Annotated in this window: 27 protein-coding genes and 1 pseudogene; 19 read left to right on the forward strand and 9 right to left on the reverse strand. The window is 34.7% G+C overall.

The annotated features are described in order from the left end of the window. Positions 1-91: 91 nt before the first annotated feature. Both istB and istA read right to left on the reverse strand, forming a co-directional pair. The gene (gene istB, locus ACP8HH_RS07530; protein WP_438314238.1) at positions 92-847 is read right to left on the reverse strand and encodes an IS21-like element helper ATPase IstB; all 756 of its coding nucleotides are present in this window, start codon (positions 845-847) and stop codon (positions 92-94) included. Next, positions 837-2393, reverse strand: a complete 1557-nt coding sequence (gene istA / locus ACP8HH_RS07535; RefSeq protein WP_438314236.1) for an IS21 family transposase — start codon at positions 2391-2393, stop codon at positions 837-839. The genes istB and istA overlap by 11 nt, the downstream gene beginning before the upstream one ends. Positions 2394-2529: 136 nt before the next feature. On the opposite strand from istA, the pseudogene ACP8HH_RS07540 reads away from it, so the two are divergent. From ACP8HH_RS07540 to ACP8HH_RS07560, 5 genes and pseudogenes are all read left to right on the forward strand, one after another. Beyond that, positions 2530-2821 (forward strand): annotated as a pseudogene (locus tag ACP8HH_RS07540) (PadR family transcriptional regulator). Next, positions 2821-3543, forward strand: a complete 723-nt coding sequence (locus tag ACP8HH_RS07545) for a permease prefix domain 1-containing protein (protein WP_438318079.1) — start codon at positions 2821-2823, stop codon at positions 3541-3543. The pseudogene ACP8HH_RS07540 and the gene ACP8HH_RS07545 overlap by 1 nt, the downstream one beginning before the upstream one ends. A 142-nt stretch (positions 3544-3685) precedes the next feature. Beyond that, entirely contained in the window at positions 3686-4036 is a 351-nt protein-coding gene (locus ACP8HH_RS07550) for a PadR family transcriptional regulator (RefSeq protein WP_438318082.1), read from the forward strand. Next, entirely contained in the window at positions 4023-4838 is an 816-nt protein-coding gene (locus ACP8HH_RS07555) for a permease prefix domain 1-containing protein (RefSeq protein ID WP_438318085.1), read from the forward strand. Before ACP8HH_RS07550 ends, ACP8HH_RS07555 begins: the two co-directional genes overlap by 14 nt. A 136-nt stretch (positions 4839-4974) precedes the next feature. Then, on the forward strand, positions 4975-5406 hold the full coding sequence (locus ACP8HH_RS07560; protein WP_438318088.1) for a hypothetical protein: 432 nt from the start codon (positions 4975-4977) through the stop codon (positions 5404-5406). A gap of 145 nt (positions 5407-5551) precedes the next feature. Here the strand turns inward: ACP8HH_RS07560 and ACP8HH_RS07565 are convergent, their stop codons facing one another. Next, positions 5552-5941, reverse strand: coding sequence for a DUF3888 domain-containing protein (locus tag ACP8HH_RS07565; protein WP_438318091.1), 390 nt, complete (start codon positions 5939-5941; stop codon positions 5552-5554). 590 nt (positions 5942-6531) lie between these two features. Here ACP8HH_RS07565 and ACP8HH_RS07570 point away from each other — a divergent pair. The 9 genes from ACP8HH_RS07570 to ACP8HH_RS07610 all read left to right on the forward strand — a co-directional run bounded on the left by ACP8HH_RS07570 (position 6532) and on the right by ACP8HH_RS07610 (position 14995). After that, a complete protein-coding gene (locus ACP8HH_RS07570; protein WP_438318094.1) occupies positions 6532-7128 on the forward strand; it encodes a hypothetical protein in 597 nt (198 codons plus the stop codon). Positions 7129-7249: 121 nt separating this feature from the next. Beyond that, positions 7250-7666, forward strand: coding sequence for a DUF3221 domain-containing protein (locus ACP8HH_RS07575; RefSeq protein WP_438318097.1), 417 nt, complete (start codon positions 7250-7252; stop codon positions 7664-7666). 593 nt (positions 7667-8259) lie between these two features. Then, positions 8260-8622, forward strand: a complete 363-nt coding sequence (locus tag ACP8HH_RS07580; RefSeq protein ID WP_438318100.1) for a hypothetical protein — start codon at positions 8260-8262, stop codon at positions 8620-8622. 213 nt (positions 8623-8835) lie between these two features. Continuing rightward, positions 8836-9246, forward strand: coding sequence for a lipoprotein (locus ACP8HH_RS07585; RefSeq protein WP_438318103.1), 411 nt, complete (start codon positions 8836-8838; stop codon positions 9244-9246). Positions 9247-9694: 448 nt separating this feature from the next. After that, a complete protein-coding gene (locus ACP8HH_RS07590; protein ID WP_438318106.1) occupies positions 9695-11227 on the forward strand; it encodes a DEAD/DEAH box helicase in 1533 nt (510 codons plus the stop codon). 36 nt (positions 11228-11263) lie between these two features. Continuing rightward, positions 11264-12103, forward strand: a complete 840-nt coding sequence (locus ACP8HH_RS07595) for a YqhG family protein (RefSeq protein ID WP_438318109.1) — start codon at positions 11264-11266, stop codon at positions 12101-12103. Positions 12104-12321: 218 nt separating this feature from the next. Further along, on the forward strand, positions 12322-13113 hold the full coding sequence (locus ACP8HH_RS07600) for a tryptophan-rich sensory protein (RefSeq protein ID WP_438318111.1): 792 nt from the start codon (positions 12322-12324) through the stop codon (positions 13111-13113). An 85-nt stretch (positions 13114-13198) separates the two neighbouring features. Further along, positions 13199-14383 carry a DEAD/DEAH box helicase gene (locus ACP8HH_RS07605; RefSeq protein ID WP_438318114.1) on the forward strand — a complete coding sequence of 395 codons (1185 nt, stop codon included), beginning with the start codon at positions 13199-13201 and terminating at the stop codon, positions 14381-14383. Positions 14384-14407: 24 nt separating this feature from the next. Then, positions 14408-14995 (forward strand): class I SAM-dependent methyltransferase, encoded by a 588-nt coding sequence (locus ACP8HH_RS07610; RefSeq protein WP_438318117.1) that lies wholly within the window; start codon positions 14408-14410, stop codon positions 14993-14995. Positions 14996-15249: 254 nt separating this feature from the next. On the opposite strand, the gene ACP8HH_RS07615 is transcribed toward ACP8HH_RS07610, so the two are convergent. Continuing rightward, positions 15250-15684: a DUF6526 family protein gene (locus tag ACP8HH_RS07615; RefSeq protein WP_438318120.1), complete on the reverse strand. Its 435-nt coding sequence runs from the start codon at positions 15682-15684 to the stop codon at positions 15250-15252. 207 nt (positions 15685-15891) lie between these two features. Between ACP8HH_RS07615 and ACP8HH_RS07620 the strand changes: the two genes are divergently transcribed. Further along, positions 15892-17364 carry a protein adenylyltransferase SelO gene (locus ACP8HH_RS07620; protein ID WP_438318123.1) on the forward strand — a complete coding sequence of 491 codons (1473 nt, stop codon included), beginning with the start codon at positions 15892-15894 and terminating at the stop codon, positions 17362-17364. A 124-nt stretch (positions 17365-17488) separates the two neighbouring features. Here ACP8HH_RS07620 and ACP8HH_RS07625 read toward each other — a convergent pair whose 3' ends face one another. From ACP8HH_RS07625 to ACP8HH_RS07640, 4 genes are all read right to left on the reverse strand, one after another. Next, entirely contained in the window at positions 17489-19282 is a 1794-nt protein-coding gene (locus ACP8HH_RS07625; protein WP_438318126.1) for an SLC13 family permease, read from the reverse strand. A 180-nt stretch (positions 19283-19462) separates the two neighbouring features. Then, positions 19463-19951: a hypothetical protein gene (locus tag ACP8HH_RS07630; protein ID WP_438318129.1), complete on the reverse strand. Its 489-nt coding sequence runs from the start codon at positions 19949-19951 to the stop codon at positions 19463-19465. 268 nt (positions 19952-20219) lie between these two features. Beyond that, on the reverse strand, positions 20220-20441 hold the full coding sequence (locus ACP8HH_RS07635) for a small, acid-soluble spore protein tlp (protein ID WP_438318132.1): 222 nt from the start codon (positions 20439-20441) through the stop codon (positions 20220-20222). 78 nt (positions 20442-20519) lie between these two features. Then, complete coding sequence (locus tag ACP8HH_RS07640; RefSeq protein ID WP_438318135.1) at positions 20520-21188, reverse strand: TetR/AcrR family transcriptional regulator; 669 nt, start codon at positions 21186-21188, stop codon at positions 20520-20522. Between the two features lie 550 nt (positions 21189-21738). Here ACP8HH_RS07640 and ACP8HH_RS07645 point away from each other — a divergent pair. Then, complete coding sequence (locus ACP8HH_RS07645; protein WP_438319067.1) at positions 21739-21888, forward strand: hypothetical protein; 150 nt, start codon at positions 21739-21741, stop codon at positions 21886-21888. Between the two features lie 235 nt (positions 21889-22123). On the opposite strand, the gene ACP8HH_RS07650 is transcribed toward ACP8HH_RS07645, so the two are convergent. Further along, positions 22124-22477 (reverse strand): hypothetical protein, encoded by a 354-nt coding sequence (locus ACP8HH_RS07650; protein WP_438318138.1) that lies wholly within the window; start codon positions 22475-22477, stop codon positions 22124-22126. 539 nt (positions 22478-23016) lie between these two features. Here ACP8HH_RS07650 and ACP8HH_RS07655 point away from each other — a divergent pair. The 3 genes from ACP8HH_RS07655 to ACP8HH_RS07665 are packed head-to-tail and all read left to right on the forward strand — an operon-like array spanning position 23017 to position 25864. Further along, positions 23017-23589, forward strand: coding sequence for an ECF transporter S component (locus ACP8HH_RS07655; RefSeq protein WP_438318141.1), 573 nt, complete (start codon positions 23017-23019; stop codon positions 23587-23589). A 15-nt stretch (positions 23590-23604) separates the two neighbouring features. Beyond that, positions 23605-25110 carry an ABC transporter ATP-binding protein gene (locus ACP8HH_RS07660; protein ID WP_438318144.1) on the forward strand — a complete coding sequence of 502 codons (1506 nt, stop codon included), beginning with the start codon at positions 23605-23607 and terminating at the stop codon, positions 25108-25110. Continuing rightward, positions 25103-25864 (forward strand): energy-coupling factor transporter transmembrane component T family protein, encoded by a 762-nt coding sequence (locus ACP8HH_RS07665; RefSeq protein ID WP_438318147.1) that lies wholly within the window; start codon positions 25103-25105, stop codon positions 25862-25864. The genes ACP8HH_RS07660 and ACP8HH_RS07665 overlap by 8 nt, the downstream gene beginning before the upstream one ends. The last annotated feature ends 133 nt before the right edge of the window (positions 25865-25997 follow it).

Genomic DNA, 25997 nt, shown 5'->3' on the forward strand with positions numbered 1-25997 from the left:
CCAACAGACCGTTTTTGGCATGTTGGAGCACTATGTTATGCGTTCTTGAAAGCTCGTTAACCTAGATATTTCTGCCCATCGGTATGATAGATTATTGTTCTGATCCTAATCCATGACGTTCACGCATAGAAATTTTTCCATCAATCATAATTTGATAAGAGTCGTGTATGATTCTATCCAAGATTGCTTCCGCAATCGTCTCATTGCCCAAACCCAAATGCCATCCACTTGGATCAATCTGTGAACAGAAGATTGTAGAGGCTGACTTGTGACGTGATTCTGTGATTTCTAATAAGATTGTGGCTTCATCTGTTGAAAGATCTGTAAGTAGCCATTCATCCAATATAAGTAGGTCTGCTTTTGTGTATTTTTTAATCAGTTTACGATAACTTCCATCCGCTGTTAATTTGGCGAGTGTTAATTCATCCAACAATTCTGGTAACCGAATATATTTCACTTTATAGGATTGTCGACAAGCAGCTACACCGAATGCTGAAGCTAGGAATGACTTTCCGGAACCGGTTGGGCCTTTGAGAATGATATTATGATTGTCCGCAATATAGGTACCACTTGCTAGTCTAAGAATGTATTCTTTATCTAACTTACGATCCTCATAGTATTCTATATCTTCAATACAAGCTTTTGAATCTAAGAAGGTTGCTGAATGAATCAATCGCTGGAGTTTGTTGCTCCTACGGCGTGAAAACTCTAAATCAACGAGTAACGAAAGTCGGTCCTCAAAATCCATCTTTTGAAAATCTTTATTTCCAGACTGCTCTTTATATGCTTCAGCCATTCCACTTAATTTCATCTCATGCAACTTTGTTAATGTCTGCTCATTCATCATGTGTCTTCCCTCCATAGTAGGCTGCCCCGCGTGTGAAGCCATAATTATTTTTGTTGCTTTCCGTATTACGTTTTAATTCCTGTTCAGCATCATTTTTCTTATTGTTTTTCAAAGTCGTTTGAATACTCTTGATAGATGGTCTTTTTGTAATGAAAATGACCATTTTACATGCACGTTCAATTTCATACTTTGTGTAACTCCGTTCGGATTTCTTTAACGAAAAAATAGATTGTAACGCTTGTTTCTCAGTTTTATAAGTATCTAGAATATATCGAATGACAACTAGGGTCGATGACCCAATCTCTTCTGCCCATTCAATTGCGGCTTCAGGAGTTTGGTCTACAAATAGCTTATGATTATCCGGCATATGATCACGGACGGTAGATAACTGACCAAATCTACCATATAATCGTTTATGAGATGCAATTCGCATATGATTAAAATAAATCTCAACGAGATTGTCTGAAAGTCTGATTTCAACTTGTTTACTGATATATTCATATGGAACAGAATAAAACATACTTTCAGTAGAAATGTGATAATCAGGACGTACTTTTGCCGATTTCCATTCAGACATTTTGTAAGGGCTAGCTGGAAGGGGAGAAAGTGCAAATTTCTCCTCTTCTTCAAATGCTGAAAATCTAGAACCTTTTTTGCGAGTAAAAGGCCGCTGATTAAACTCATTTAGCTTCCTCAATACCTCTTCATTCAACTCGTCAATATTAAAACAATGAAGGTTTCTTAATGCCGCAATAATCCATGTAGAAATAACTCCAACAGAGCCTTCAACACTGGCCTTATCTTTAGGAGTACGAACACGCGCCGGCATGACAATAGTATTGTAATAGTCAGCCATCTCTCTGTAAGTAGGATTTAATATTAATTCTGTAAAAGTATGCTTTGTTACACTAGCCTTAAGATTATCCGGTACTACTATCTGCGTAACACCTCCAAAATATTCATACGCATTATTATGAACGGTGATCCATGATTGCAGATCCATTGAAAGCGTTGCTTCTGCGTACGATATTTGGCTACATGGAAGCGTCGCAACAAAAATATAGGCTTTGATTTTTTCCCCCGTATCTCGATCAATAATAAAAGCTGTTGACCCTGCCCAATCAACCTCCATAATCTCACCTGGTTTTCTACGAATCCGTAATGTCGCTTTATATTTCTCTGCATAACGACTATAATGCCGTAAAAAGCTTCTATAAGAATACGGAATCTTTTTATCGGCTCGACTTTTCGCTTCATATTCATAATGGAGAAGTGATAGTGTCACATTTGGTTTCGCCAGTTCCTTATGAAGATATTCAAAATCCATAATCTGTCGTCCCGAGGCTTCTAAGGACTTTTCTGGAAAGAGAAAGTCTTCAATCCAAAGATCTGTCATTTCTTCATCAAGTGGACATACTATCCCTTTCTTTTCAGCCAATTGAATGGCCTCAGTTACTTTTTGACGGGAATTACCTGTACTAGAAGCGATGCCTCTAAGACTGATACCTTCGTCATGTAATTCCAAAATCTTACGATATTGAATCATACAAAAATACCCCCTATACAATTAGTGTCACACCATAAGGTGTGCCCATTAATTATAAAGGAGATATGCGTATGGTAAATAGCTTGTCACTTGCTGGTAAATTCCTTGTCATTCAATGGTAATAAAGATGTCATAGGTGGTACATTTCATTGGCTGTAATCATATGTATGGTTATGAAATTGCTAAAATGATTCGAGAAAAAAGTGAAGATCAATTCGAAGTAAATGAAGTTACACTATATTTGTCTTTATAGAGAATGGAGAAAAACGGCTCAATTTTTATTGGGGTGTTGAACAGGGACCGGGAGGTAGAAGGAAGTATTATCAACTTACATTACTTGGTGAAGATGGGTTTGAAGAAAAACGTAAGGAATGGCGATTCGTAAAAAAAGTTAATTGATTCGTTTTATAGAAGGAGGAGACCAGTAGTGAAAAAAATAGATCGATTTGTTAATGCGGTATATGCCCATTTGAATGGGCATGAAGTAAAAGAGTTAAAACAAGAAATGCGTTCACATTTATTAGAAACTGTTGAAGAGCTAAAAAAAAATGGGAAGTCAGAGGAAGAAGCAATATCTCTTGCCTTAGATAGATTCGGAGATGAAAAACAAGTCACAAAAGGTTTATTAACAATTTTTCAATATCAAAATAATTTTGTAAAATGGTTATTACGTTCAGCAGTTATATTTTTATTAATAGGATTGATTGTTTCGGTTAGTTTATTCATAAGGGACAACACCTACAATGACACCTCGAATTTAATGGATAATTTGGTACAATCATATCAAACGGAAAGTGAATTTACTTCTGAAGATGAACTATCCTTACAAGACATGATTGAACGGAATTCAAAGTGGTTTGATAATATTAGTTATTTCGCATTTATAAAGAGTTCTGTGGTAGATGGCAAAAAGACAAGTGAAAAGTTATTTACTCAAGGAAAAGAAGGCAACGGGGAATCTGGTTTGATACGACAGGGTAATAACGGAATTGACAATGATAATTGGTATGTGGAATATGAATATAAAACTTACAACTATCTGAAGTATGAGTTTCTCTATTATATTTTCTTTGCCATTTCAGGTGTTTTATTTATTCTTTGGGGTGTAGTTCGTCTTAACAATCGAAATCGCTTGAAGGTTTTTACGTAGTTCTATCATGGAAGAAGCATAAAAGGTATGTCTCAGTTTTCCAATCGGGTGCCAATAATTTAAGTAGATAAGATGTTTCTTCGAAATAATACATTGCATTATAAAGTAATAAAATTATAACTGAATTAGGAGGTGAAGAAACTTGGAGGTGAATAAAGAAGTTCTAAAAGGTCATATTGATACGTTAATTCTATCTCTTGTACGTACAAGAGATATGTATGGCTATGAGTTAGCTAAATTAGTTCGGGATAGAAGCGATGAACAATTTGAATTAAAAGAAGGTACGCTTTATTTATCTTTAAAAAGATTAGAGAAAAACCAATGGCTTGAATCCTATTGGGGTGACGAACAAGGACCAGGTGGAAGAAGAAAATATTATAAACTCACACCTTTAGGTGAAGAAGGTTTTGAGGCCAAACGCAAGGAATGGGAATTTGTAAAAAAATTGATTGATTCTTTTTTGGAGGGAGGAAAAAAAAATGAAGCAAATTGAAGCATTTGTTGATTCGGTTTATCAAAATATAGGTGGAAATAAAAAGAAATCACAAGAATTGAAAGCAGAAATGAAAAGCCATTTACTAGAGGCAGTTCACGAATTGAAAGAAGAAGGAAAGTCTGAACAAGAAGCAATCGAAATTGCAATTGAAAGATTTGGTGGAGAAAAAGAAATGCGTTCAGTTGTAGGACAATTATCTAAAGCACCAAAAACATTTGCGAAATGGATGCTTTATACAGCGATTGCATGTCTTTTAATTTCCATTCTCATTTTTAGTATTGTAACGTCCATCGAAAAAAGTAAATTGGATAAGAACAATCAGCTCGCTTCTCAAATTCTTAATGGTTTAGGCGATAATGAACGAATACCAACAAAACTTGAAACTGATATTCAGGAAATTGTACAAAGTAATGGAAGAATTAATGGAATTAGCATATATGATAATAAAAAATTAATTTCTACTAATGCACCAGTTGAACCAATATATAGTTATCGAGAAGAAGTCGTATTAAACATTTGGAATAGTACGGGGTTCCCGATTATCAATGGATATGGCGAAAGTAACAATACCTGGCATGTTAATATTAATTCAGAAAGTTATGAAGGAATGGCTATTATTTTACTTTTAGTAGGCATAGGTGTTTATTGGATATTATTTACCATATGGGCAACTATTAACGCTTATCATCATAGACGCTTAAATGTTGGATGGATTATTGCATTTGCGGCCTTAAACGTTTTAGGCTATTTAAATTACCGATTGGTTGGAAACAGACAATTATCAAAGACAAATAGTTGACTTCCTTATTAAAAAAAGTGTGCGTTAATTGAACATTGCCTTGCTACGGTAGGGTGCGATAATGGAACACAACCGTGCCACAATAGGAGCCAGATTAGTTCAATAAGGAATAATTATTATTGGGGGGGCTTATTATATGAAATATTTCTCAAAGTTAAATGTTGTTAGTATTCTGTACGCTCTTATGGTATTTGTTCCTCTTGAACTTATGTTAAATGTGTATAGAATTAGCAGACTAACAAAATGGGAAATTGGTTCGGTAAATATTTTGACTGGCATAACGCTTATTTTTGAAATTATAGGTGGTACAATACTAATCCTTTTCTTAACAAAAAAGTGGTTGGACGGGCGAAAAGCAAACTTTTGGACAGTCATCCTTTGGGTACCCTATTTCGTTCTTTTTATTTATGTATTCGCATCTATATTTCCAATAACTAATGGTGGAGATACCCCCAATCCTGTTACTGGCCTTTTAGCAATAGGAGGATTGATAGTTTATCCTTTTTATATACTAATTCTCAATTCTATCTGTATAACAAGCGATGATAAAACAATTAGGACTGTCTAATATAGAAGATACTATGCAGATTTGTACTTTTCACTAACAGGGAGCGATTCTGTAACAAGGATTTGCACCCATCTTTTATATTGGGCCATTTTACAGAAGAATATGCTCAAAGAAAAAGCACCCTTTTTACAAAGGATGCCTAAATTTAGTTGCACAATTTGGGTATTTCATTTTCCTTTAATCTTTTTCGTTTGAAATCAATAGCGTGCCAATCTTGGGATGTTTCATTATTAAAAGTGATTGTCACTAGATCATTAGGAGGACTGTGGGCATCTTCAAATGTTATTAGCTGCACGGTAACATTAAATAAGTAAGTGCCTACGGGCAGCCTATTAATTTGAATAATCTTTTGGCACTCAAATTGTTTAGCTTCTCCATATTGCTTCTCCAATTCCTTTTGAATCGAGGGATAAAGCAAATTCAAAATAAGGTCATCACGCAATCGTATATCATTTTCAGTTACGGTTTCGGCTTGGCCAGGGGAATAAGAGAAAAGAGTCAAACAAGCAAGCAGAATTAAAAGGCTTTTTTTCATAATAATCCTCCATTCAAGGTTGCTATTAGTATGAACAATAAAGAAATTTTTATTAAACTCCCATGAAAATTAATAAATGCTCAAAATCGATAAAATTGCATAACAAAAGAGACTCAGAAATAGTTTTTTTAAAAAAGGCTGAGCCTTCAGAATGATTGTATTAAGTTGATAGTAAAATTAGGAACCAACTCAATTCTTCTTAGAATAAAGGCAGGCTGGTGCAATAACCAGAGTAGGATTAATCTCCCATGAGTGCTACTCGTATAGAGTGCGACAGTCTGTGATGCACCGTGGTCGTTGGAGTCAGACTAACGGATGGGCTCAATGGCACCATAGTTGATCGACCTTCTTCGCCAGCCATACTAATCTATACCCGTTCTGAAACAATTTTCATCCTCTGTGGTGCAGCGTTTTTTGCTGCATGGTTGGCTAACGGGGCGATAAAAGCATAAGGGTTGTCATTCAATCGGGCCATTTTATTTAATAAATTAAATCGCCTGAAACCTATATGGCGTTCATTCGTATACAAACTAATAAAGAAAAAACTAATCATTGTATTTGGGTTGGGCCACTTCGAGGAGGGAAAGTAATTGAATAAAAAGATTACATTAATTGTTCTTATACAAATTATCACTATGTTAGTCTTGGCAGGGTGCGGGTCTTCAAATAAATCTATAGATAATACGCCTTTAAATATAGCTGATTTTTATGGAGAATACTTATTTGACGAAGTAGTATATATGCGTAAATCATCTACAATAAGTGAGGAACAATATCAAAATGACTTGAAAGCAGTAACGGAAACTTTCACAGATGTGGAGTTTTCCATAGAAGAGAGTTATTTCTTGGAAACTTCAGGAACGTTTGGTGAAATACCATTAGAAGGTTTTGAGTTTATTACCATAAAAGACTACGGTGAAAAATATTATGATGATCTAGCAAGTGAAAATCTTGAAAATTTTGAGGGTCTGAGTTCTATATTTGATTATGATGATATAAAAAAGGAATTAGATCTTAAAGAAATCAAGCATTATACTATGTATTTAGAAGACGGGATTATGTCAAACCCTTCGTTTTATATAACAAAAGACAATATTTTTGTTGCTATGGAAACTATATCTTTGGATGAAGCAGATGGTGCTTTAAAGGGATATACCCATTATTTATTGAAACTGAAAGAAATTTAAAGATGGTCTCTATCTTGAAACTTCTAACCATTCACTTTGGGCCTGTTCTGCTAATGGGTGCAATTCTGGAATAAGGATTTTCACCCGTTCAACAATAGGGCCAAATTGTTGTAACTAAACTGTGAAAAGAAAATCTAATGCAATAAGGGGTGAAGTTAATGAAAAAATTACTTGCTTTATCTGTTACATTGATTTTCCTAGTAGCTGGTTGTGGCAAGACCAAACAAATAACACGGATAATAAGAGTGGTTCTTTAGAACAACAAGAAGGCATTATTGTGGGTATAAAAGAGAATCAAGATGGGCGGAGCCAAATATTAGTTGTACCAAATATCAGTGAAGATGATATTTCCGATAAGAATGATGATGAGTTAATAAAAATAGCTCAAGAAAGTGATGGAGCGTATTATGGTTTCGAAACTGGTAAGTATGAAGAATTAGAAGTGGGAGCTCTCGTAATTGTATACTGGAACGGAAATCAAGAGGACTCTAATCCCCCTCAGCGTGGAATAGAAAAGGTAGATTTAATCTCAAAATAATTAACCAACTTTATGGTGATTTTCTGTGTGATATTGGTTCAACTTTCTTCTTCAAACGGGTGCGATTGCTTAAAAAGTGATTGCGTCCAGATCACGTAAACGGGCCATTTTGTTGGACTGAAGGAGGAATTTAAGGAATTGAATAAGTATGTTCAAAAAATCATTACGATATTTTTCATTGTGACCCTTTCCTTATTTTTATTTGCTAATTGGCTTGATCTAAGCTTTGGATATGGACAAATATTTATACTCCTTCTTGGAGAATGTGGTATATATCTTAACTTTAAAGCAATGAAAAAAGGTTAAGAACAAACGTAAACAATTTACTGCAATCGGGCATTAACGGCAGAAGGTTAGTGACTCATTCGTGTCAAGTTTAGTATGTAAGGAACTATAACAAAATGCGAAAAAAGGCGGGATATGTCTGAAACGGTTTGGAATTATCTTTGGTATAGTTGTAGTTATTACAGCTGTGTTTATATTTGTAAATAAATCATATTATCCTTATCTACCTTTAAATAACCTATCTGCAAAAGATGTAATTGGCAAACTGAAAGATTCTGATGAAAAGATAGTAGAAATTGCAACAGAGGGTGATTCCACCTGATATTTTGATTATGATGCTATTCTCACCTGTTTTTGTATTAAGTTATTTTTTTACTTATAAATTGACAAGAGAAATATCAACTAACACCATTGTAAAGAAAGTAAGAATAGTTATATTGATTTTCTCCGTTATTTCCTGTGCGTTATTGATTTTCCCAATCATCAATTATATTGATGAATTAGTAATTGCCTTGGATGGAACACCCGCTGAACCTAAATCTAAAATATATCGCTTTGGTTGGTTTAATCAGTACACAAATGGTATCTATTTTAATGTTTACACCTTTTTACTAAGTCACCTTTTAGCTGTCATCATTGGTATCCTATCCACTATAAGAATAAAACGATAAAACCATATTTTCATTAATGGGTGGCGTTAGTATAACAAAAAGTGTACTTATGAATTTCCGCAAATGGGTGTTTTACTCCAGGAAGGAGTAAAGCCTTTTTTCTTATTGAACTAAAGAAGCAGGTTAGTTGAAGAAAAAGAGCAATATCAGAGTGATTGTTAAAGAGTGTTCTACTTAGGATAAGCAATCTATACTATGTATAGGGGTGAAAAAGTGAAAAGGCTCTTTTTATTTCTATTACTGCTGTTATTTTTAACAGGTTGCAGTGTTATTAATGATGGTTATAGCTTTACAGAAATGTCATCATTAGACGATTTAGATGATGCTGTACAAGAATTTTTTAAACGTAAGGAAATTAACGAAGATAAAAACGGGAAAGGTATTTTTACTTATAAAGTTAGCAAGGATACGTTTTATTTGTACCTTAGCCCAAAATATATAGCTAATAATGGTAAAACCTTTTCGATTGATGTTAAAACAGAAAAGGATTCATTTGATATTTACATAACTGACTTTTCGCCGAAAGAAGTAGACGAAATACGTGAACATCGTGTATATAGAGTTAATGTAGAAAAAGAATACTTAAGAATCATTGAGGTTCATATTCAGGTAATTGGCAGTTAATACTATTCTTTATATACTTATTTTATTATAGGGCACGTTAGTTTAATAAGCGTCTCTGTTCTTATCAAACTAATGGGGGCGATTGTTTAATAATTAATAACACAAAAGGACCTTAATAAAGTCCTTTTTTTTTGGCATTAGAAGTTAGGTTTTATACGCAGTTGAATTCTAAATATCTAATATTCAATAGAAAAAGCACCCAAGGCAGTGTTAATTGATGTTCTAATTCAATGTTATTAGTGGTGCTAAACCGTATGTTATTTGCTTGTTTGCACCTCTCAAGAGAACCCGTTATAAATTTTAGCCGTGCTTCAATTTTTAATTTAATAAGCCTCGTTAAATAACCTCACAATTAACGAAATACTATATATGGAAAAAATGATTTATCATAGGAAACACTTTTAAGGACAACCTAATCAGCAATAAGAAGCTGCATGAGGTGAACGAGTTGATAATTGAAAAGTCAACAGAGTGGGAAGAAGGCTTTATAGAACGTTTGGAGAACCGTAAAAAATGGGATAATTGGACATTGTATACTATGAGTTATGAAATAGTGAATACGAATTTAATAAAAGAATTTGATGGTCTTCAATCATTGAGATATTTGCTTGAATTTACTCCGCTCAATCATCAATTGGAAGTGGCGAAAACCGTCATTGAGAGGATGAATGGTAAGGCAATCCTTGCCGATGAGGTTGGACTCGGTAAAACGATTGAAGCAGGTCTCATCTTAAAGGAATATTTAGTCCGGGGTCTTGTAAAAAAAGCGCTGATTTTGGTTCCAGCCTCACTTGTCAATCAATGGATTGAAGAACTTAATCAAAAATTCCATATACCCGCTATACAGTATAGAAAGAATTATGATTTAAATTATTGTGATATTGTCGTTATGAGTATGGATATGGCGAAAAGAAGCCCACATAAAGAGAATATATATAAACAAAGTTATGATTTAATTATTATTGATGAAGCACATAAATTAAAAAATCATAAAACGAAAAATTATGAGTTCGTGCAAAATTTAAGAAAAAAGTTTTGTTTGTTATTAACTGCGACGCCAATTCAAAATGATGTGTTTGAAATTTTTCATTTAATTTCATTGCTAAAACCGGGACATCTTGGCACATATGAAAATTTTCAGTCCTCTTTCTCTGCCCGTAAACACAGTTTGGAACACAATGAATATTTAAAGGAATTAGTGGGCCAAGTAATGGTAAGAAATAGAAGGCAAGATACTGAAGTTGAATGGACAAATCGCAGAGTTCAAATATTGCCTATTGAGTTTAGTAAAGAAGAAAATGAAGTATATGATTTAATTTCACAACTAAAAGACATTACAACTGTTTTCACAGATTCTTTCTCTATGATCACATTGCAAAAGGAAATGTGCAGCAGTAAAGAAGCTACTTACTTAACCTTAATGAAAATGCTTGAAAAATGCACACGACTCGAAGATATTAGCTTTATGTTGGAAATCATTCGGAAGCTTTCAGTTTTACAAATAAACTCAAAAGCGGAAAAAGCTTATGAAATTATTACGACGGCAAATGACAAGGTAATACTTTTCACAGAATTTCGTGCTACACAAGCATATTTACAAGATTATTTTAATTCAAAAGGGATTTCTAGCGTGATTTTTAATGGACAATTAAATAAAAATAAACGTGAGTGGATCAAACAATTATTCAAAGAAAAAGCACAAGTTCTTATTGCGACAGAATCAGGTAGTGAAGGAATTAACCTTCAATTTTGCCACCATGTTATAAACTATGATTTGCCATGGAACCCTATGAAATTGGAACAGAGAATTGGACGTGTCCATCGATTGGGGCAAGAACATGATGTTCATATTTACAATTTGGCCATTAAGAATACAATCGAAGATCATATATTGGATTTACTTTATGTCAAAATAGGCGTCTTTGAAAAAGTTGTAGGTGAGTTAGACGATATTTTATCGGCGTATAAAAAAACCATTTAAGATGCCATTTTATATGATATCAAGGGGAGGGTGTTTATGTACCCGCAACAAATTCACAACTACTTACTACAATTTTTTCAAGAAAACAATTGCCCGATTTTAAGCAACAATGATTACTACGTTATTGCCCAACTAACAATTGAAATGGATAAAAGAATAATGAACCGCCCATTTTATTGGAAATATCAGGAGAGTATAGGCAGTGTGCCTAATCCGGCACAAATAACATTCATCACAAATAAAAATAAGCTAGAAGAGACCATTACCGGAGAAGTTGTGCATTTTGGCTCCCTTCGTTTGGCACAACTTTTTCAAGTAACTAAAGAACTCGGCTCATATGTTCAAATGTTCGAGAAAGTAACTGATGAATTTGGAGAAAAAACGATATTAACGCCTTGGTTAGGTATTAATTATAAGGTATCGTATTATAGTGACCAAACAAAAGAAACACTTTATTCGTTAGGTTTAAATTTAATAAATGGTGAACTTATAAATGATTTTCAAGAATCAATTTGTACTATCAATTTAGACAAAACTATTTCTAATAACACATTCAACTTACCCTATATTATTAAACCAATACGCGCATTGGAACGATTAGATTCAACAATTGAAAAAAAAATACAACAAGATGATCACTCATGGGCTGAACAAGCAAAACATAGATGGAAAAAAGATCAGAAAGTATTGGAATACTTTTATGCAGATGTGGAAAATAAGCCAGAGTGCTATGGGATTGAAAAAGAAGCAATGAAAGAACAATACGAACCCCGAATAAAAATTGAAATAATAAATGGTGGCTTATTTTACTTGAAAAATTTAAGGGAACACATGATAAATGACAGTAACAAAGAATTATTTGAGACCATTTACTAATAAAAAATTCTAACGTGACCGTATGCTATGATCATTTCACCACCATTTACCGTTACATTGGTAAATGGTGTTTTTTTATGTGTGAATGAATAAGTATCACAATAAAAATCTTGAGAGGGATTACATATCATTATTAATTCAATACATATTCAAATTTCAACCGAATAGAATGGGAACTATATAACAAACTTATAGTTCGTTAAAAAGGGGGGTTCTCATTGGAAAAGAACGATACAAAAACATCTATTAAACTAATGGTGATGATAACGTATTTAATAATGGTTACGATGAATGTATTAGCGAATGTTATACCAATCAACGGGATAACAACTGGTGAAGTTTCGGATAAATACAGTAATTTATTTGCGCCAGCAGGATATACCTTTATTATTTGGGGGCTAATCTATATTCTTTTGGCTGGTTATACAGTGTACCAACTTGGAATTTTTCAATATGTAAATAAGAATTATTTATTATTGAATAAAATAGGCGTATACTTTTCAATATCTTCTATTGCGAATACATTATGGATTTTGTCTTGGCATTTTGACAAGATTGGTTACTCAGTGATTTTAATGGTGGTCATACTTCTATGCTTGATACAAATAAATCGCATAACATCTAATGAAATCCTTTCAAAGGCAGAGAAGTTATTCATCCGCCTCCCATTTAGTGTCTACTTTGGCTGGATCACGGTTGCTTTGATTGCCAATATTACTACTTACTTGGTAAGTATTGGTTGGGGTGGTTTTGGCATTTCTGAAGAAGCATGGACAATACTTATTCTTTTGGTCGGAGTTATTATAGGAACTATTACAATGTTATCCAATAGAGATGTTGCTTATGGACTTGTATTTGTATGGGCTTATATAGGCATATTAGAAAAGCATGTATCTGTAAATGGCTATAATGGACAGTACCCGTCTATAATTGTAATGGTTGCAAGTTGCATACTATTTTTGATTGTTGAGCTCCTTTATTTATTCAAAGCCAATCGTATTGAACTTTAATATGAAAGGCTTTACTCTTTATTTAACTTGAGTTATCCAGAGCTACAGAAATTCAGGCACCGTATTTTGAAATGAGGTCCACTATATGAGCGAAATTACCTTTGACAATTATCAGTTAGACGACGAAATTAAGAGAGCCCTTGCTTTATTAAAATATGAAATCCCAACAAACGTTCAAATAGAAGTCATACCAAAAGTGTTCGAAAAACGAGATCTGATTGTGAAATCTCAAACAGGAAGTGGAAAAACGGCGGCTTTTGGTATTCCGATTTGCCAAATTATCGAAACAAATAGCACAAATCCACAAGTATTAATCTTAACTCCAACCCGTGAACTTACAACACAAGTACGTGATGACTTATCGGATATTGGGCGTTTTAAACGTATTAAAACACTAGCTCTTTACGGTAAAGAACCGATTTCACAACAAATTGAAGAATTGGAACAAAAAATACATATTATCGTAGGAACACCGGGACGTTTGAAAGACCATATTGAAAGAGGAACCTTTTTACTCGAAGAAATAAAATACCTAATTATAGATGAAGCGGATGAAATGCTGAATATGGGGTTTTTAAAAGATGTAGAAGCTATTCTAACAAAACTTCCTGACGATAGAATAACAATGGTTTTTTCTGCAACATACCCAAAAATAGTTGAAAATATTTGTCGTCAATATATGAAAGACCCTATCAATATTTCAATTGCTTCTGAAAGTATCCTAACAAATAAAATTGAACAACAGATAATTGAAGTCAATGAAGCACGGAAGATATCAATGCTCAAGGATATAACAATTGTTGAGAATCCCGATAGTTGCATTATTTTCTGCAAAACTAAAGGACGTGTTGATAAAGTATTTGCCGAATTGGAGAAGTCTAATTATTCATGTGAAAAGATTCATGGTAGTATCAAACAAAGTGATCGTTTTTCGGTTATTGAAGGTTTTAAAATAGGAAACTTTCGGTATCTTGTTGCGACGGATGTTGCAGCGAGGGGAATTGATGTTAATAATATATCTTTGGTGGTAAACTTTGATATTCCTATTGAAAAAGAGAGTTATGTTCACCGAATAGGTAGAACGGGACGTGCAGGGAAAACAGGCAAAGCAATTACTTTTATAACACCGAGCGATGGTAATAATTTAAAAGCTATTGAAAAGTATATTGACTATGAAATACCTGTTAGAGTACCACCAACCATACAAGAAATAGCAAAGATGAAAAATGCTTTCGAGAAAAAAGTTCGGGGTCGCAGAAACGGAATTTAAAATGATGAAAAAGGTGTAGATAGTATGGGGAAATGGTTTCCGTATTTGTATGATGTAGCAATGAAGCCTTTAGAAAAAACACGGTTTAACAAAATAAGAACCGAGCTTGTTGGCGAGGCGAAGGGGAGGGTCTTGGAAATTGGTTCAGGAACGGGCGTTAATTTTCCGTATTATAAGAACGCTATCCATGTAGATGCAATTGAACCAAATCCTTTAATGAGTAAGAAAGCACTAAAACGTATGCAGAAATCAAAGGTACCGATTGAATTGTATTCAGCATCAGCCGAAGAACTTCCATTTGCAGATTCTACATTCGACACCGTCGTTTCAACTCTCGTTTTTTGTACGATTCTTGATCCTTTTAAAGCGTTAAAGGAGATTAGACGTGTTAGTAAAACAGGTGCTGAAATAGTATTTTTTGAACATGTTCGAATGGATCAACCCTTATTGGGGAAAACACAAGACGTATTAACACCACTATGGAAAAAAGGTTTTGATGGATGTCATTTAAACCGCAACACATTAGAAGTAATAAAAGAATCAGGATTAGAAATAAAGAATGTTGATTCTAATTATGGTGGACTATTTTTGACAATTGAATGTTTGAACTAGAACTACAGGAGAGATAGTGTATTAAGCGATAGTGTGAATGGAAATTTGATGAGAAAAATGAATACATAATACTGTTATCAAAGGTATATATAGAATCCTTTACTCGTGGATTGCAAGGCTTAAATACTGAAATGCAGTTTATCCGAGTAACAGTTTAAAATTGTAGAATCAGGTTGATTACAGCTACTTTTACTACTCTTCAAAGAAAAACACACAGTCTACAAAATATTGATAGACTGTGTGTAAATATAAAGTTATACACGATGAAAATCAGAACGCCAGTCAACTACGGATTTTTTAATTGAATCCGGAGTCATACCTTCATCAGCAGCTTTCTTTGCCAAAACTGGTAGTTCAGCATCAGACGAAAAACGCAGTGCGATCAGCTGTGGTATTGTTAATCTGGAATCGATAGTCTCTTTTGTTAATATAAAATATCTAAACTGTTCTTCTGTGCGAATTAATCGATCTTGCATTTTTAGTGCATAATTGCGTGCCAAGACACCAGCAATAATACTTAATACAACCAATCCAACTAATAAAAGAGTTTCAAATGTGAAGTCACCATTAATTAACTGCATTACTAGATAAACAATTGTTCCAATAAGCATCAGGAAACTAAGAGGTAACCAGATATAATGCTGCAATGGATAGAAACGTGAGTGGTTTTCATACGATTGTTTTTTCATTTAATACATTCCTCCAAATTTATATACCTATAGAGGTATTATACCTCCTGTTAAGAAATAGTACATTACTATGCCTAGTTAAGAAAAGAATATAGTTGCATATCGGCTGAAAACATTTTATTGAGTGTGGATAAGGGTATAATGTAATAAAAGTGGTAGACACTAATGCAGTAAAACTTGAAAAAAAGAAAGAGGAAAGGAGTACTTATGACTAAAGTAAATGGAATAGACGAAGCAGGATGGAATCTTGAAAACAGCTATAGTCGTTTATCAGAATCCTTTTATTCTATCGTCAAACCCAATCCTGTGAAATCACCTAAACTTGTTATTTTTAATAACTCCTTGGCTGAAACTTTAGGTTTCAATATAGAACAATTTAAAAGTGAAAAAGGTATAGCAATTCTAGGTGGAAACGAACTCCCTAGTGGTGCTGTTGGTTTAGCTCAAGCCTATGCAGGCCATCAGTTTGGTCATTTTGCGATGCTTGGAGATGGACGTGCTCTGTTAATCGGAGAGCAAGTCACTCCTACAGGTGAACGTTTTGATATTCAGCTTAAAGGTTCAGGTTTAACACCCTATTCTCGAGGAGGCGACGGACGAGCAGCACTTGGACCTATGTTGCGTGAGTACATAATTAGTGAGTCCATGCACGCACTGGGGGTTCCGACAACTCGTAGTCTTGCAGTTGTTACTACTGGCGAGTCGATTGCGCGCGAAACGTATCTTCCAGGTGCAATTCTAACCCGTGTTGCTTCAAGTCATTTGCGTTTTGGTACGTTTCAATACGTCGCAAAATGGTGCACACTCCATGAACTTAAATCTTTGGCTGACTATGCAATTAAACGGCACTATCCAGAAATTGAATTCGATGAACATAGATTTCTCTCATTCATTCAAGAAGTCATCAAGCGACATGCTGCTCTAGTTGCAAAATGGCAACTGGTTGGATTTATTCATGGTGTTATGAATACCGATAATATGACGATAAGCGGAGAGACCATCGATTATGGTCCATGCGCTTTCATGGACGACTACAGCCCAACAACTGTTTTCAGTTCCATTGATGTACAGGGAAGATACGCATATGGTAATCAGCCACATATTGTTGGGTGGAATCTTGCACGATTTGCAGAAACTTTAATTCCATTACTGGATGAAAATGACGCGGAAGGTATTAAGTTGGCACAAGAAGCAATCTCAGGATATCCTGAAATATACCGAATGAACTGGCTAGAAGGCATGAGAGGTAAACTTGGAATATTTAATGATGAGGTTGAGGATGAAGCTCTTGTTAATGAATTGCTTACTATAATGGATAATAATAGTTCGGATTTCACAAATACTTTTATTGCTCTTTCATTTGACAAGTTGCAGGGGCTATCTCTTTTTGACACAGTAGAGTTTACGAAATGGCATGAGAAATGGCAGGCAAGATTAAGCAGACAACCCGAAACAATAGAAGTCTCCCGACAATTAATGAAGGCGTGTAATCCCGCACTAATTCCACGAAATCATCAGGTAGAATCCGCTTTGGAATCTGCAGTAAATAAAGGTGATTATGGATTGTTGGAGGATTTACTTAAAGTTCTTTCAGTCCCTTATGCCCATTCAGCCAATCAAGTTAAGTATTCTAAGCCCGTACAAAATCCAATTCCTTATCAAACCTTTTGTGGTACGTAATTGTTTTAATAAAAAGGAATCACCCATTGCCTGTTTAAAGGTAATGGGTGATTCTTTTACTATAAAATATATCAATTTTAATGTAATAAGAATGAAAACCTAGTTTGAAATCGACATAATTGATTTACAACGGAAAGACAATTGGAATTACAATCATCATGACAATGAACATGATAATTTGCAAAGGTACCCCAATCTTTACGAAGTCGAAAAACTTATAACCCCCAGCAGTCATAACGAGTGCGTTTGTGGGAGAGGCAACAGGTGTTGCAAAAGCCATACTAGAAGCTACTGCAACTGCTATTAAAAAGGTGTATGGACTTGCATCGAGGCTTATTGCTGCATTCATGGCAATGGGTGCAAATAAAACGGCGGTTGCGGTATTGCTTATAAACTGTCCAAAAACCATCGTAATAAAATAAATGCCCGCAAGTACTCCAATTGAGCCGAAATCTCCTAATGCATGAATTATTCCTTCCGAAAGAAGCACCATTCCACCAGTTTTCTCTAACGCGGTTGCCATTGGAAGCATTGCCGCAATTAATACAATGCTTTCCCAATTTATTTTACTATACGCATCATCTATGTTTCGTAAACAGCCTGTCATTATCATCAAAACTGCACTAATTAAAACGGAGATAACTGCAGGAAACACTTCGAAAATCATAAGTAAAACCATTAACAACATAATTCCACCAGCAATTGGCGCTTTACCATTTGCTGCAGCTACACTTGCATGTTCTTTTGGTTGACCTACAACAACGACATCCCGTGTTTCCCTTGCAAGAAGTTCAATTTCCACCCAGGAACCTTGTACTAATAACGCATCTCCGAAACGCAGATGTTCCTTAGACATATCTTTTAAGACGTATTCGCCTCGGCGATTGATCGCAAGAATATTCAAGTTGTATTTTTCCCGAAAACGGATGCCCCTTATGGTTTCATTGATAAGGCTAGAATGTGGTGTCAACAACACTTCTGCAATGCCAAGCTGCTTTGAAATAAGCTCGTCAGCATCCGAATTATTATCCTGAACAATAAGTGAAAAATCTTCTACAAATTTGTCGAAACTTTTAGGTGAACCTTGAATTTGTAAAATGTCTTTAGCTTGGATTATACTTTTCGGTCCGGCCATTTCTTGATACGTCATCGGTAATAAGTTAATGCCCTCCGTGGACTTCCGTTCAATTTTTAATATGCACAATTGGTAAGTGGCTGGAATTTTTAGTTGCGCCAAGCGTTTGCCAATCATTTTTGAGTCAACTGGAACTTTTACTCGAAACAAGTTCCCGCCCAATTGGTAGTCTGTTGCTAGTTGTTTAGGGGATAAAAGATGTTCATTTTTTGAATCATTGTTTCTATTTTCTTTCGGAAGCAAAATGTTTCGTACAGCAAATAAATAAATAATACCAACAACTACCCCAACAATTCCGATGGGGGTGATTTCAAAGAAACCTAGCTTCTCAAAACCGTTATCGACAAGTTGTTGGCTTACGATTAAATTTGGCGGGGAAGCAATAAGTGTAAGTAAACCTGAAAAACTGGCCATATAGGACAGCGGAATTAAAAACTTAGTTGGACTGCTTTTGATACTTATCGCGACACTAACTACAATTGGAAGCATCAGAGCAACCGTCCCCGTATTGCTCATAAAGGCACCAACGACGGCGACAATAGTAAGCAGCAATATGAATAATTTCTTTTCACTGTCACCTGATGAACGAAGAAGTATGTTTCCTGCCATTTGGGCAAGTCCTGTACGAAAAATACCGGCTCCGACGATAAATAAACCGGCAATCATGATAACGACCGAGTTTGAAAAACCGATGAGAGCTTCTGGCGTATCTAAAATGCCTGTCACAACGAAAGCGAGTAATGCAAGAACCGCAACAAGGTCGGCTCGTACACGGTTCGTCATGAATAAAATAATACTAATTCCTAATATGATAAAGGTAACAATTAGCTGCAAATGAATTCGATTCCCTTCAAAAGAAATTGTTGCCTTTAATTGTACCCCAATTCCATTAGAAAGGGGATTATATAGCGAAATATAAAGAGTGTCTATGTAAATAATTTAATTTACATAGACACGATATTCCTAGCATATAACAATAATTTTAAAAGGGGTCGTTTGAGCGGGTATACTTCGAGTAGTGGGGCCATAGATTACGATTAAGTTACGGTTAATAGGATTATGATTAAATAATTGACCATTCTCCAAAACAATCTCAGTGCTGAAGGATATATCTAACATTAAACTTCCATCACTACTGATCAATTGGCTGTTGAAAAAGTCTACTTTCACATTTTGATAGGGATGCTCTTTGGTCATAACGATTGCTCGATATTGTGGTGGAAAGATTAATGGAACAGGAGCATTGGCATCATAAAAACCGGTTACACGATCTCCGACAACTACCACTTCATGATCAACGAAATAAGTCCCTGGTTCAATGACAAAATTCACTACATTTCCATAGCCACTATCCACCGAGAACAGTTGATAACAACCTCTATTTTCATCGCTTGCAGTTATTTGAAAATCGCTAATCGATGTGACTGTCCCGCTAAATTGTTGAAAGTTCATACCACCATTTCCTTCCTTATAAAGACTCTTTACCTCATCTAGACTATGCTTTATTGCATCTGTTTGTTAATTTCCTGAGATTAATTAAGATCCTGCTTTTGTGTTTTCAGGGGTTGGCTACATATATGCCACAAATCTCGTCACTATCTATTTATGTGAAAAAACAACAAAAGGAGTCCGCTTTATTTAGCTGACTCCATTTGATGCTATTGGTATTAAAGGTGTATCAGAACTACATAATTTTGCTGATTAAAAACTAAATAACTTCTTACGAGAAATCATTGTTCCGTGATTTTTCTTCTTCTTTAATTACATATTGCAAGTCCTTAATACTCTCTTCACGACGCTCATTTTTTTCCTTAATTGTCTTACGTTCTCTTCCCACTGCGAATTCCTCTGCAGCTTCGGCGGCTTCCATATTACTAATTGTTTTCTTCAGTATGTTTACGTTTGAATCTGAGTCATTTGGCTTTGGTCTGACTGGGGACATTGTACTTCCTCCTTCTTATGAAATTAAAAGTTAGTATGTCCCAATGTAAACAGATTATTTACAAACAGTTGGTTTCAACTATTTGTTTTGTCCAAATGAAACGGGTTTCTCCGTTTCATTTATAATGATTTTCTTTATGTATTTCATCGTCATCCTTAAAGCCTCATCGCTATCATAGTTTGTTCGATTATATAAAACAGTAGTTAGCATTCCCTGCCATACTAAATTGGTCATTTCATTAATATCTTCTGCTTGGTTCTTGTTAATAAGTCCATTTTGCACCGCACTATTTAACATTGATTCTCCTCTCTTAAACACGCTTCGTTGGAGCAGAATAGGCTTAATACTTTCAGGAATATTAATAAGATCTGATGGGTAAATATCATAGTACTCTTCCAACAAACTTTCGGGTTGAGCACCCAAGTCCATTATGAAAATGGTGTGAAAAATTTCGGGTTGTGAAAAGGAATATTTACAAAAACATTCCCATGCAAGTGTATATTTATCTAATGGAGTATCTCCTAATTCAATATATGATGCTAATTCATTCGTATATTCTTTCATTAGAGTCATGGATGCAAAGAAGGTTAAATGTGAAAGGTCTTTAAAGTAATTATATATTGTTGAGCTATTATATCCTGCACGATCTGCAACTTTGCGTATAGTGACTTGGTCGATTCCTTCTTCTTGTATTATTTCTACTGTTGCTTCAATAAAATATTTCCACATTCGACTTTTTTGTATCATTTTATTGGGCATTGTTTTCATTACCTCCATTCTTTGATTAGAACTAAACTATACATGAGTTTTAGCAATATACTAATAATTAATAGAAAACCTATCTAAATGGATTTTGTAAGCGGTTTATCGTAGGAGTGACCTATTTATTAATTAGAGCATGCCTCCTAGAATTGAAAATGCGAAGTTATAAAAGTAATTACTTTTAATAGAAATTAGAAAGGGGTAGTGGGAAAAGCGTGACTGCACTTTCCGTGATGAATTTAATAAGTAAGCCGAGTAAAATTATAGGAGGTTCTGTTTTATTAAACGGTACTGATTTAACAAAACTCGATTCAAAAAAATGACTGCAATTCGCGGTAAGATGTTGCGATGATTTTACAAGAACCTATGACTGCTTTGAATCCAGTTTACACAGTTGGAAATCAGATCATTGAGATGCTTCGGAAACATAAAAAATGAATAAAAAAATGCAAGCCTATATGCAATTGAATTACTAAATACAGTAGGCATTGCCTGTGCGAATGAAATAATAGATGAGTATCCACATAAACTTTTTATCTGGCAGTGGTTTACTGATAACATTCACCAATATGGTAAGATGAAAAAACCGTTAGAGATGCTTGAAGACGTGACGAAGGAAAAATTAAATCCGAAATATTTAGTGGATTTTTTAACGAATAAATATACTGATTTGTATAAGCTCTGAAGAAAAAAGCGAGTACTCCATTGATGAAATCAATGGAGTACTCGCTTAATTGATTATTGTACTAAATTAAAACGTTCTATATTTTACAGTTATGATTCTTTCATATCTTTTTCGTTTTCTTGAAAAACTATATTTAGAAACCTTTTGAAAATTGTATCGTGTTAATAGTGTGAAAAAATCTTGTATACGGGAAATTAAGCAAATAAATGGAGTGAGGTTATTCTTTTGAAATTTTTTATTTTTGCATAAATTGTAACTGTTTTTTAAAATTTTGAATTGAAGTTTCAATATGGAAAACCCGCATGTTGAGTGCAGAAGTTTTATCCTCGATAAGATTTACGATTTCCTCATTGTATATAGCGAAATTTTGGACTAATTCTTTTATTAGACCGCCATGATTTTCTTTTAATCCTGCTATATCCTTGCGTATTTCTATTTGCCCTTGTTCCAATGCTATTTGTCCTTTTTCCAATGCTTTTTGCCCTTGTTCCAAATTCATTTGTCCCTGTACCAACGTCTTTTGACCCTGTTCCAAAGAATCTAATCGGTTGTTGACATTCTTCAATTCATGAAGGATTTCTTTCAACATAGCTTCCATATATTCCACCCCTATATGTGTAAATTATTCTTCGTACGATTTCTATCTAGTAAGGACTAGTATATCATCATTGACTTTCAAAATCGAATGGAAAATATGATTGGTACTATGACAAAAAAGCTATTCGCTTTCACTAAATCCTATTTGGAAACCAAACTGGGGTGCAACGCATGGTCGCGAGAGCGGCCCATCCCTCATCGACATGGTATTTGGTGTTGGTTATGAAATAAGGGGGGAGTGAATGAAATGGACCATTCGAAAGAAATTCCTTTTCGGGTATGTTGTATTATTCACATTATATCTAGATGACGAGTTGCCAAAGATAGGAAACTATTGTATAGTTGGTCTAATTACATAGAAGTTCGTTTGGGTGCTTGAGTGAATCAGGCTGAGATTGCAGATGTTATCCGCTGCTGACCGTTAATCTGATCTGGATAATGCCAGCGTAGAGAGAAAATTGGACAATTCTCAGTCGCCCGTGCATTCAGGCGACTTTTTTGTTATTAAAAATTTTAAAAGGGGATAGAGAGATGTTCAAGTTAAAGTTTTCAGATTTATTAATTGCAATAATGGTGGGAGTTGTATTTGGTATCACCATGAAGTTTTGGGACGATTTATATACCGTTGTAAAACCAATACTCCCAGTTGCACGTCAACTGTTGTATGGAATGTGGTTCATGGTGGGACCATTCGCGTTCTTACTAATTCGTAAGCCAGGTGTTGCATTAATATCAAGTTTAGCTGCGGCGGGTCTTTCAGCTTTTATTGGACAAGGCTTTACTGTCCTCATATACGGTCTTGTGCAAGGATTAGCAGCAGAAGCATTATTTGCTTCATTTCGATATAAGAAATTTGGGATTGCAGTTGCTGGTTTGGCGGGTATCGCTTCATGTTTTGCAGGCTTCTTCTTGGATTGGTTTTACGGATATGCCAATCTTGAAGTTTGGGCTCTTTTCGTCAAATATGGCTTACGTGTCATAAGTGCTTTTATATTTACTGGCATATTTACTTTTTATATCGTTCGCGCACTGGAAGCAACAGGTGTAACAAATATGATTCGACCAGTATCAAAGGAAGAATATGACTTATTAAATAATAGTTAAAAAGGAAGTTTTCAATTGAGTACTCATAAAGAAAAAGCCTTCATGGAAGTAATAAACCTTCGATTAAAATTTCCTGGAGAGACGTCCTTAGTTTTTAAGGACATCTCTTTCACTGTTTCAAAAGGTGAGAAAGTATTGCTCCTCGGCCCTAGTGGATGTGGAAAGTCGACATTACTCCAAGTGCTGAGCGGAATAATACCACACTCTATAGAAGTTCCCCTTAAATATGATTCAATTCAGCATCCTGAATCATGGGGATTTGTTTTTCAGGATCCGGATACACAATTTTGCATGCCATATGTGGATGAAGAACTAGCCTTTGTTCTTGAAAATTTACATATACATAGAAATAAAATGGACGATTTGATAAAGGATGTTCTCGTAAGTGTTGGTTTACAAGACATTGAAGTACATACTTCAATTCAAAATCTTTCACAAGGAATGAAACAACGATTAGCACTCGCTTCGGTTTTACTTTTACAACCGGATGTGTTATTTCTCGATGAGCCATCTGCTTTACTTGATCCTGAAGGAACAATCCAAATCTGGGATGCGGTTAAACAAGTAGCGGCAGATAAAACAGTACTCATTGTTGAACATAAAATAGATCACATCGCAGACTGGGTAGATCGAGTGGTACTATTTGGACCAGCAGGTGACATAATTGCAAATGGCTCACCTAAATCGATATTTGAATTGTACCAATCTGAAATCGATGAATATGGAATTTGGTATCCAGAAGTTTGGAATGATTACTTAAAGAGTCCTGAATATATAGAAATAAAAGCGTTAAGACAAATAGAAAGTGTAGTGCTGGAACCAATTATTAATCTCCGTGATTTTAAAGGGTATAGAGGTAAAGATGAAAAAATTAATATACCGAAAGCACATATACCTGAAGGCAGTTGGATTACGATAATAGGAGATAATGGAGCGGGGAAGAGCACATTTTTACTATCATTAATTCATTTGATTCAAACAACAGGTTATTATGAGCTGAGCGGTAAGGAAATCGATTTACTCCAACGAAAGAAAAGGCCGCCAACTGAATTGTCTCTAGTTTTTCAGAACCCTGAATTGCAGTTCATAACGAATACTCTTTTTGATGAAATTGCATTTTCATATCGTTTATTAGGGCTTCCAGAAACGGAAGTTCGTTCTGAAGTAACTAGTCTGCTTAAATTGTTTCAATTAGATGTAAACGAACTACGTCATCCGTTTCAATTATCGATTGGTCAAAAAAGGCGGTTAAGTGTAGCTACTGCTTTTGCACAAGGTTCTGCAATACTTTTACTTGATGAACCAACGTTTGGACAAGATGCTCGAAACACATTTATATTATTAGAAAAGTTGGAACAACTACGTAAGAACGGGGCAACAATTGTTATGGTTACACATGATATGGAAATTGTAGAAAGCTTTGCAACTATTGTTTGGAAAATTGACAAAGGGCAATTGATACATGTAGAGACGCTACAGGAATTCGATTTAGAGGAACAGAGGGTGAATCCTATTGCTTGAGTTGTTCACGCCACTAAAAGAAACATGGCTTTATCGTGTCAATCCAGCTGTAAAGTTTGCTCTTTTCTTTATATTGTTTCTAATTGTATTTTTCAATCAAAGTTTTTCTTTTGCATTAAATCAAGCGGTCTTTTTCGGACTTTTATTGTACAGTTTTAGTGGATATTCGTGGAAAAAATTATTGCTGTTTTCAATTCCAATTGCATTATCTTTTTTTTCATCTACAATTACGATGGTTTTATTCGGAAGAGGAGATACCATTTGGTGGTCATGGGGATTCATTAAGATTTCAGAGGAAAGTTTCTTTTTCGGATTGCTATTGGGCTTTAAAACGATGTGCTTTGGTTTTCTAAGTCTAGCATTTTTGTTAACGTCCCGACCTATATTACTTTTCTATGCTCTTATGCAACAGTTTAAAATGCCTCCAAAATATGCTTATAGTTTTATTGCTTCCATTAGACTTATGCCGGTTATAGTCGATGAATTGCAAACACGGTCAAATGCTTTAAAAGTTCGTGGAGTTCTTTTTTCAAAAGGGATTAAAGGGGTTTTTGAGCGACTTAAAATGTTTACTGTACCACTGTTTGCCCAGAGCATACGGAGGGCTCAAAGGGTTGCTGTAGCAATGGAAGCGAAGCGATTTCAAATGTCTGCAAGGAGAACATATTTTTATCCGACAAAGTATTCAAAATTAGATGCTGTCTTTATACTTGTCATGCTTGCTTCTTTTATTACAGCATATATTCTTTCTTGAACGATAAAACGATTGTTTAATTTACGAAGAGAAGGTAATTATGCAGATACAGTTTATTCTAGGCTATTTTAACATTTAGCCCAAAATAGAGCTCATAGGAACAAAAAAGCCAAGTCATCACAGGATTGAAATT

The sequence above is a fragment of the Sporosarcina sp. FA9 genome (genome assembly GCF_051550205.1).
Taxonomy (GTDB): Bacteria; Bacillota; Bacilli; order Bacillales_A; family Planococcaceae; genus Sporosarcina.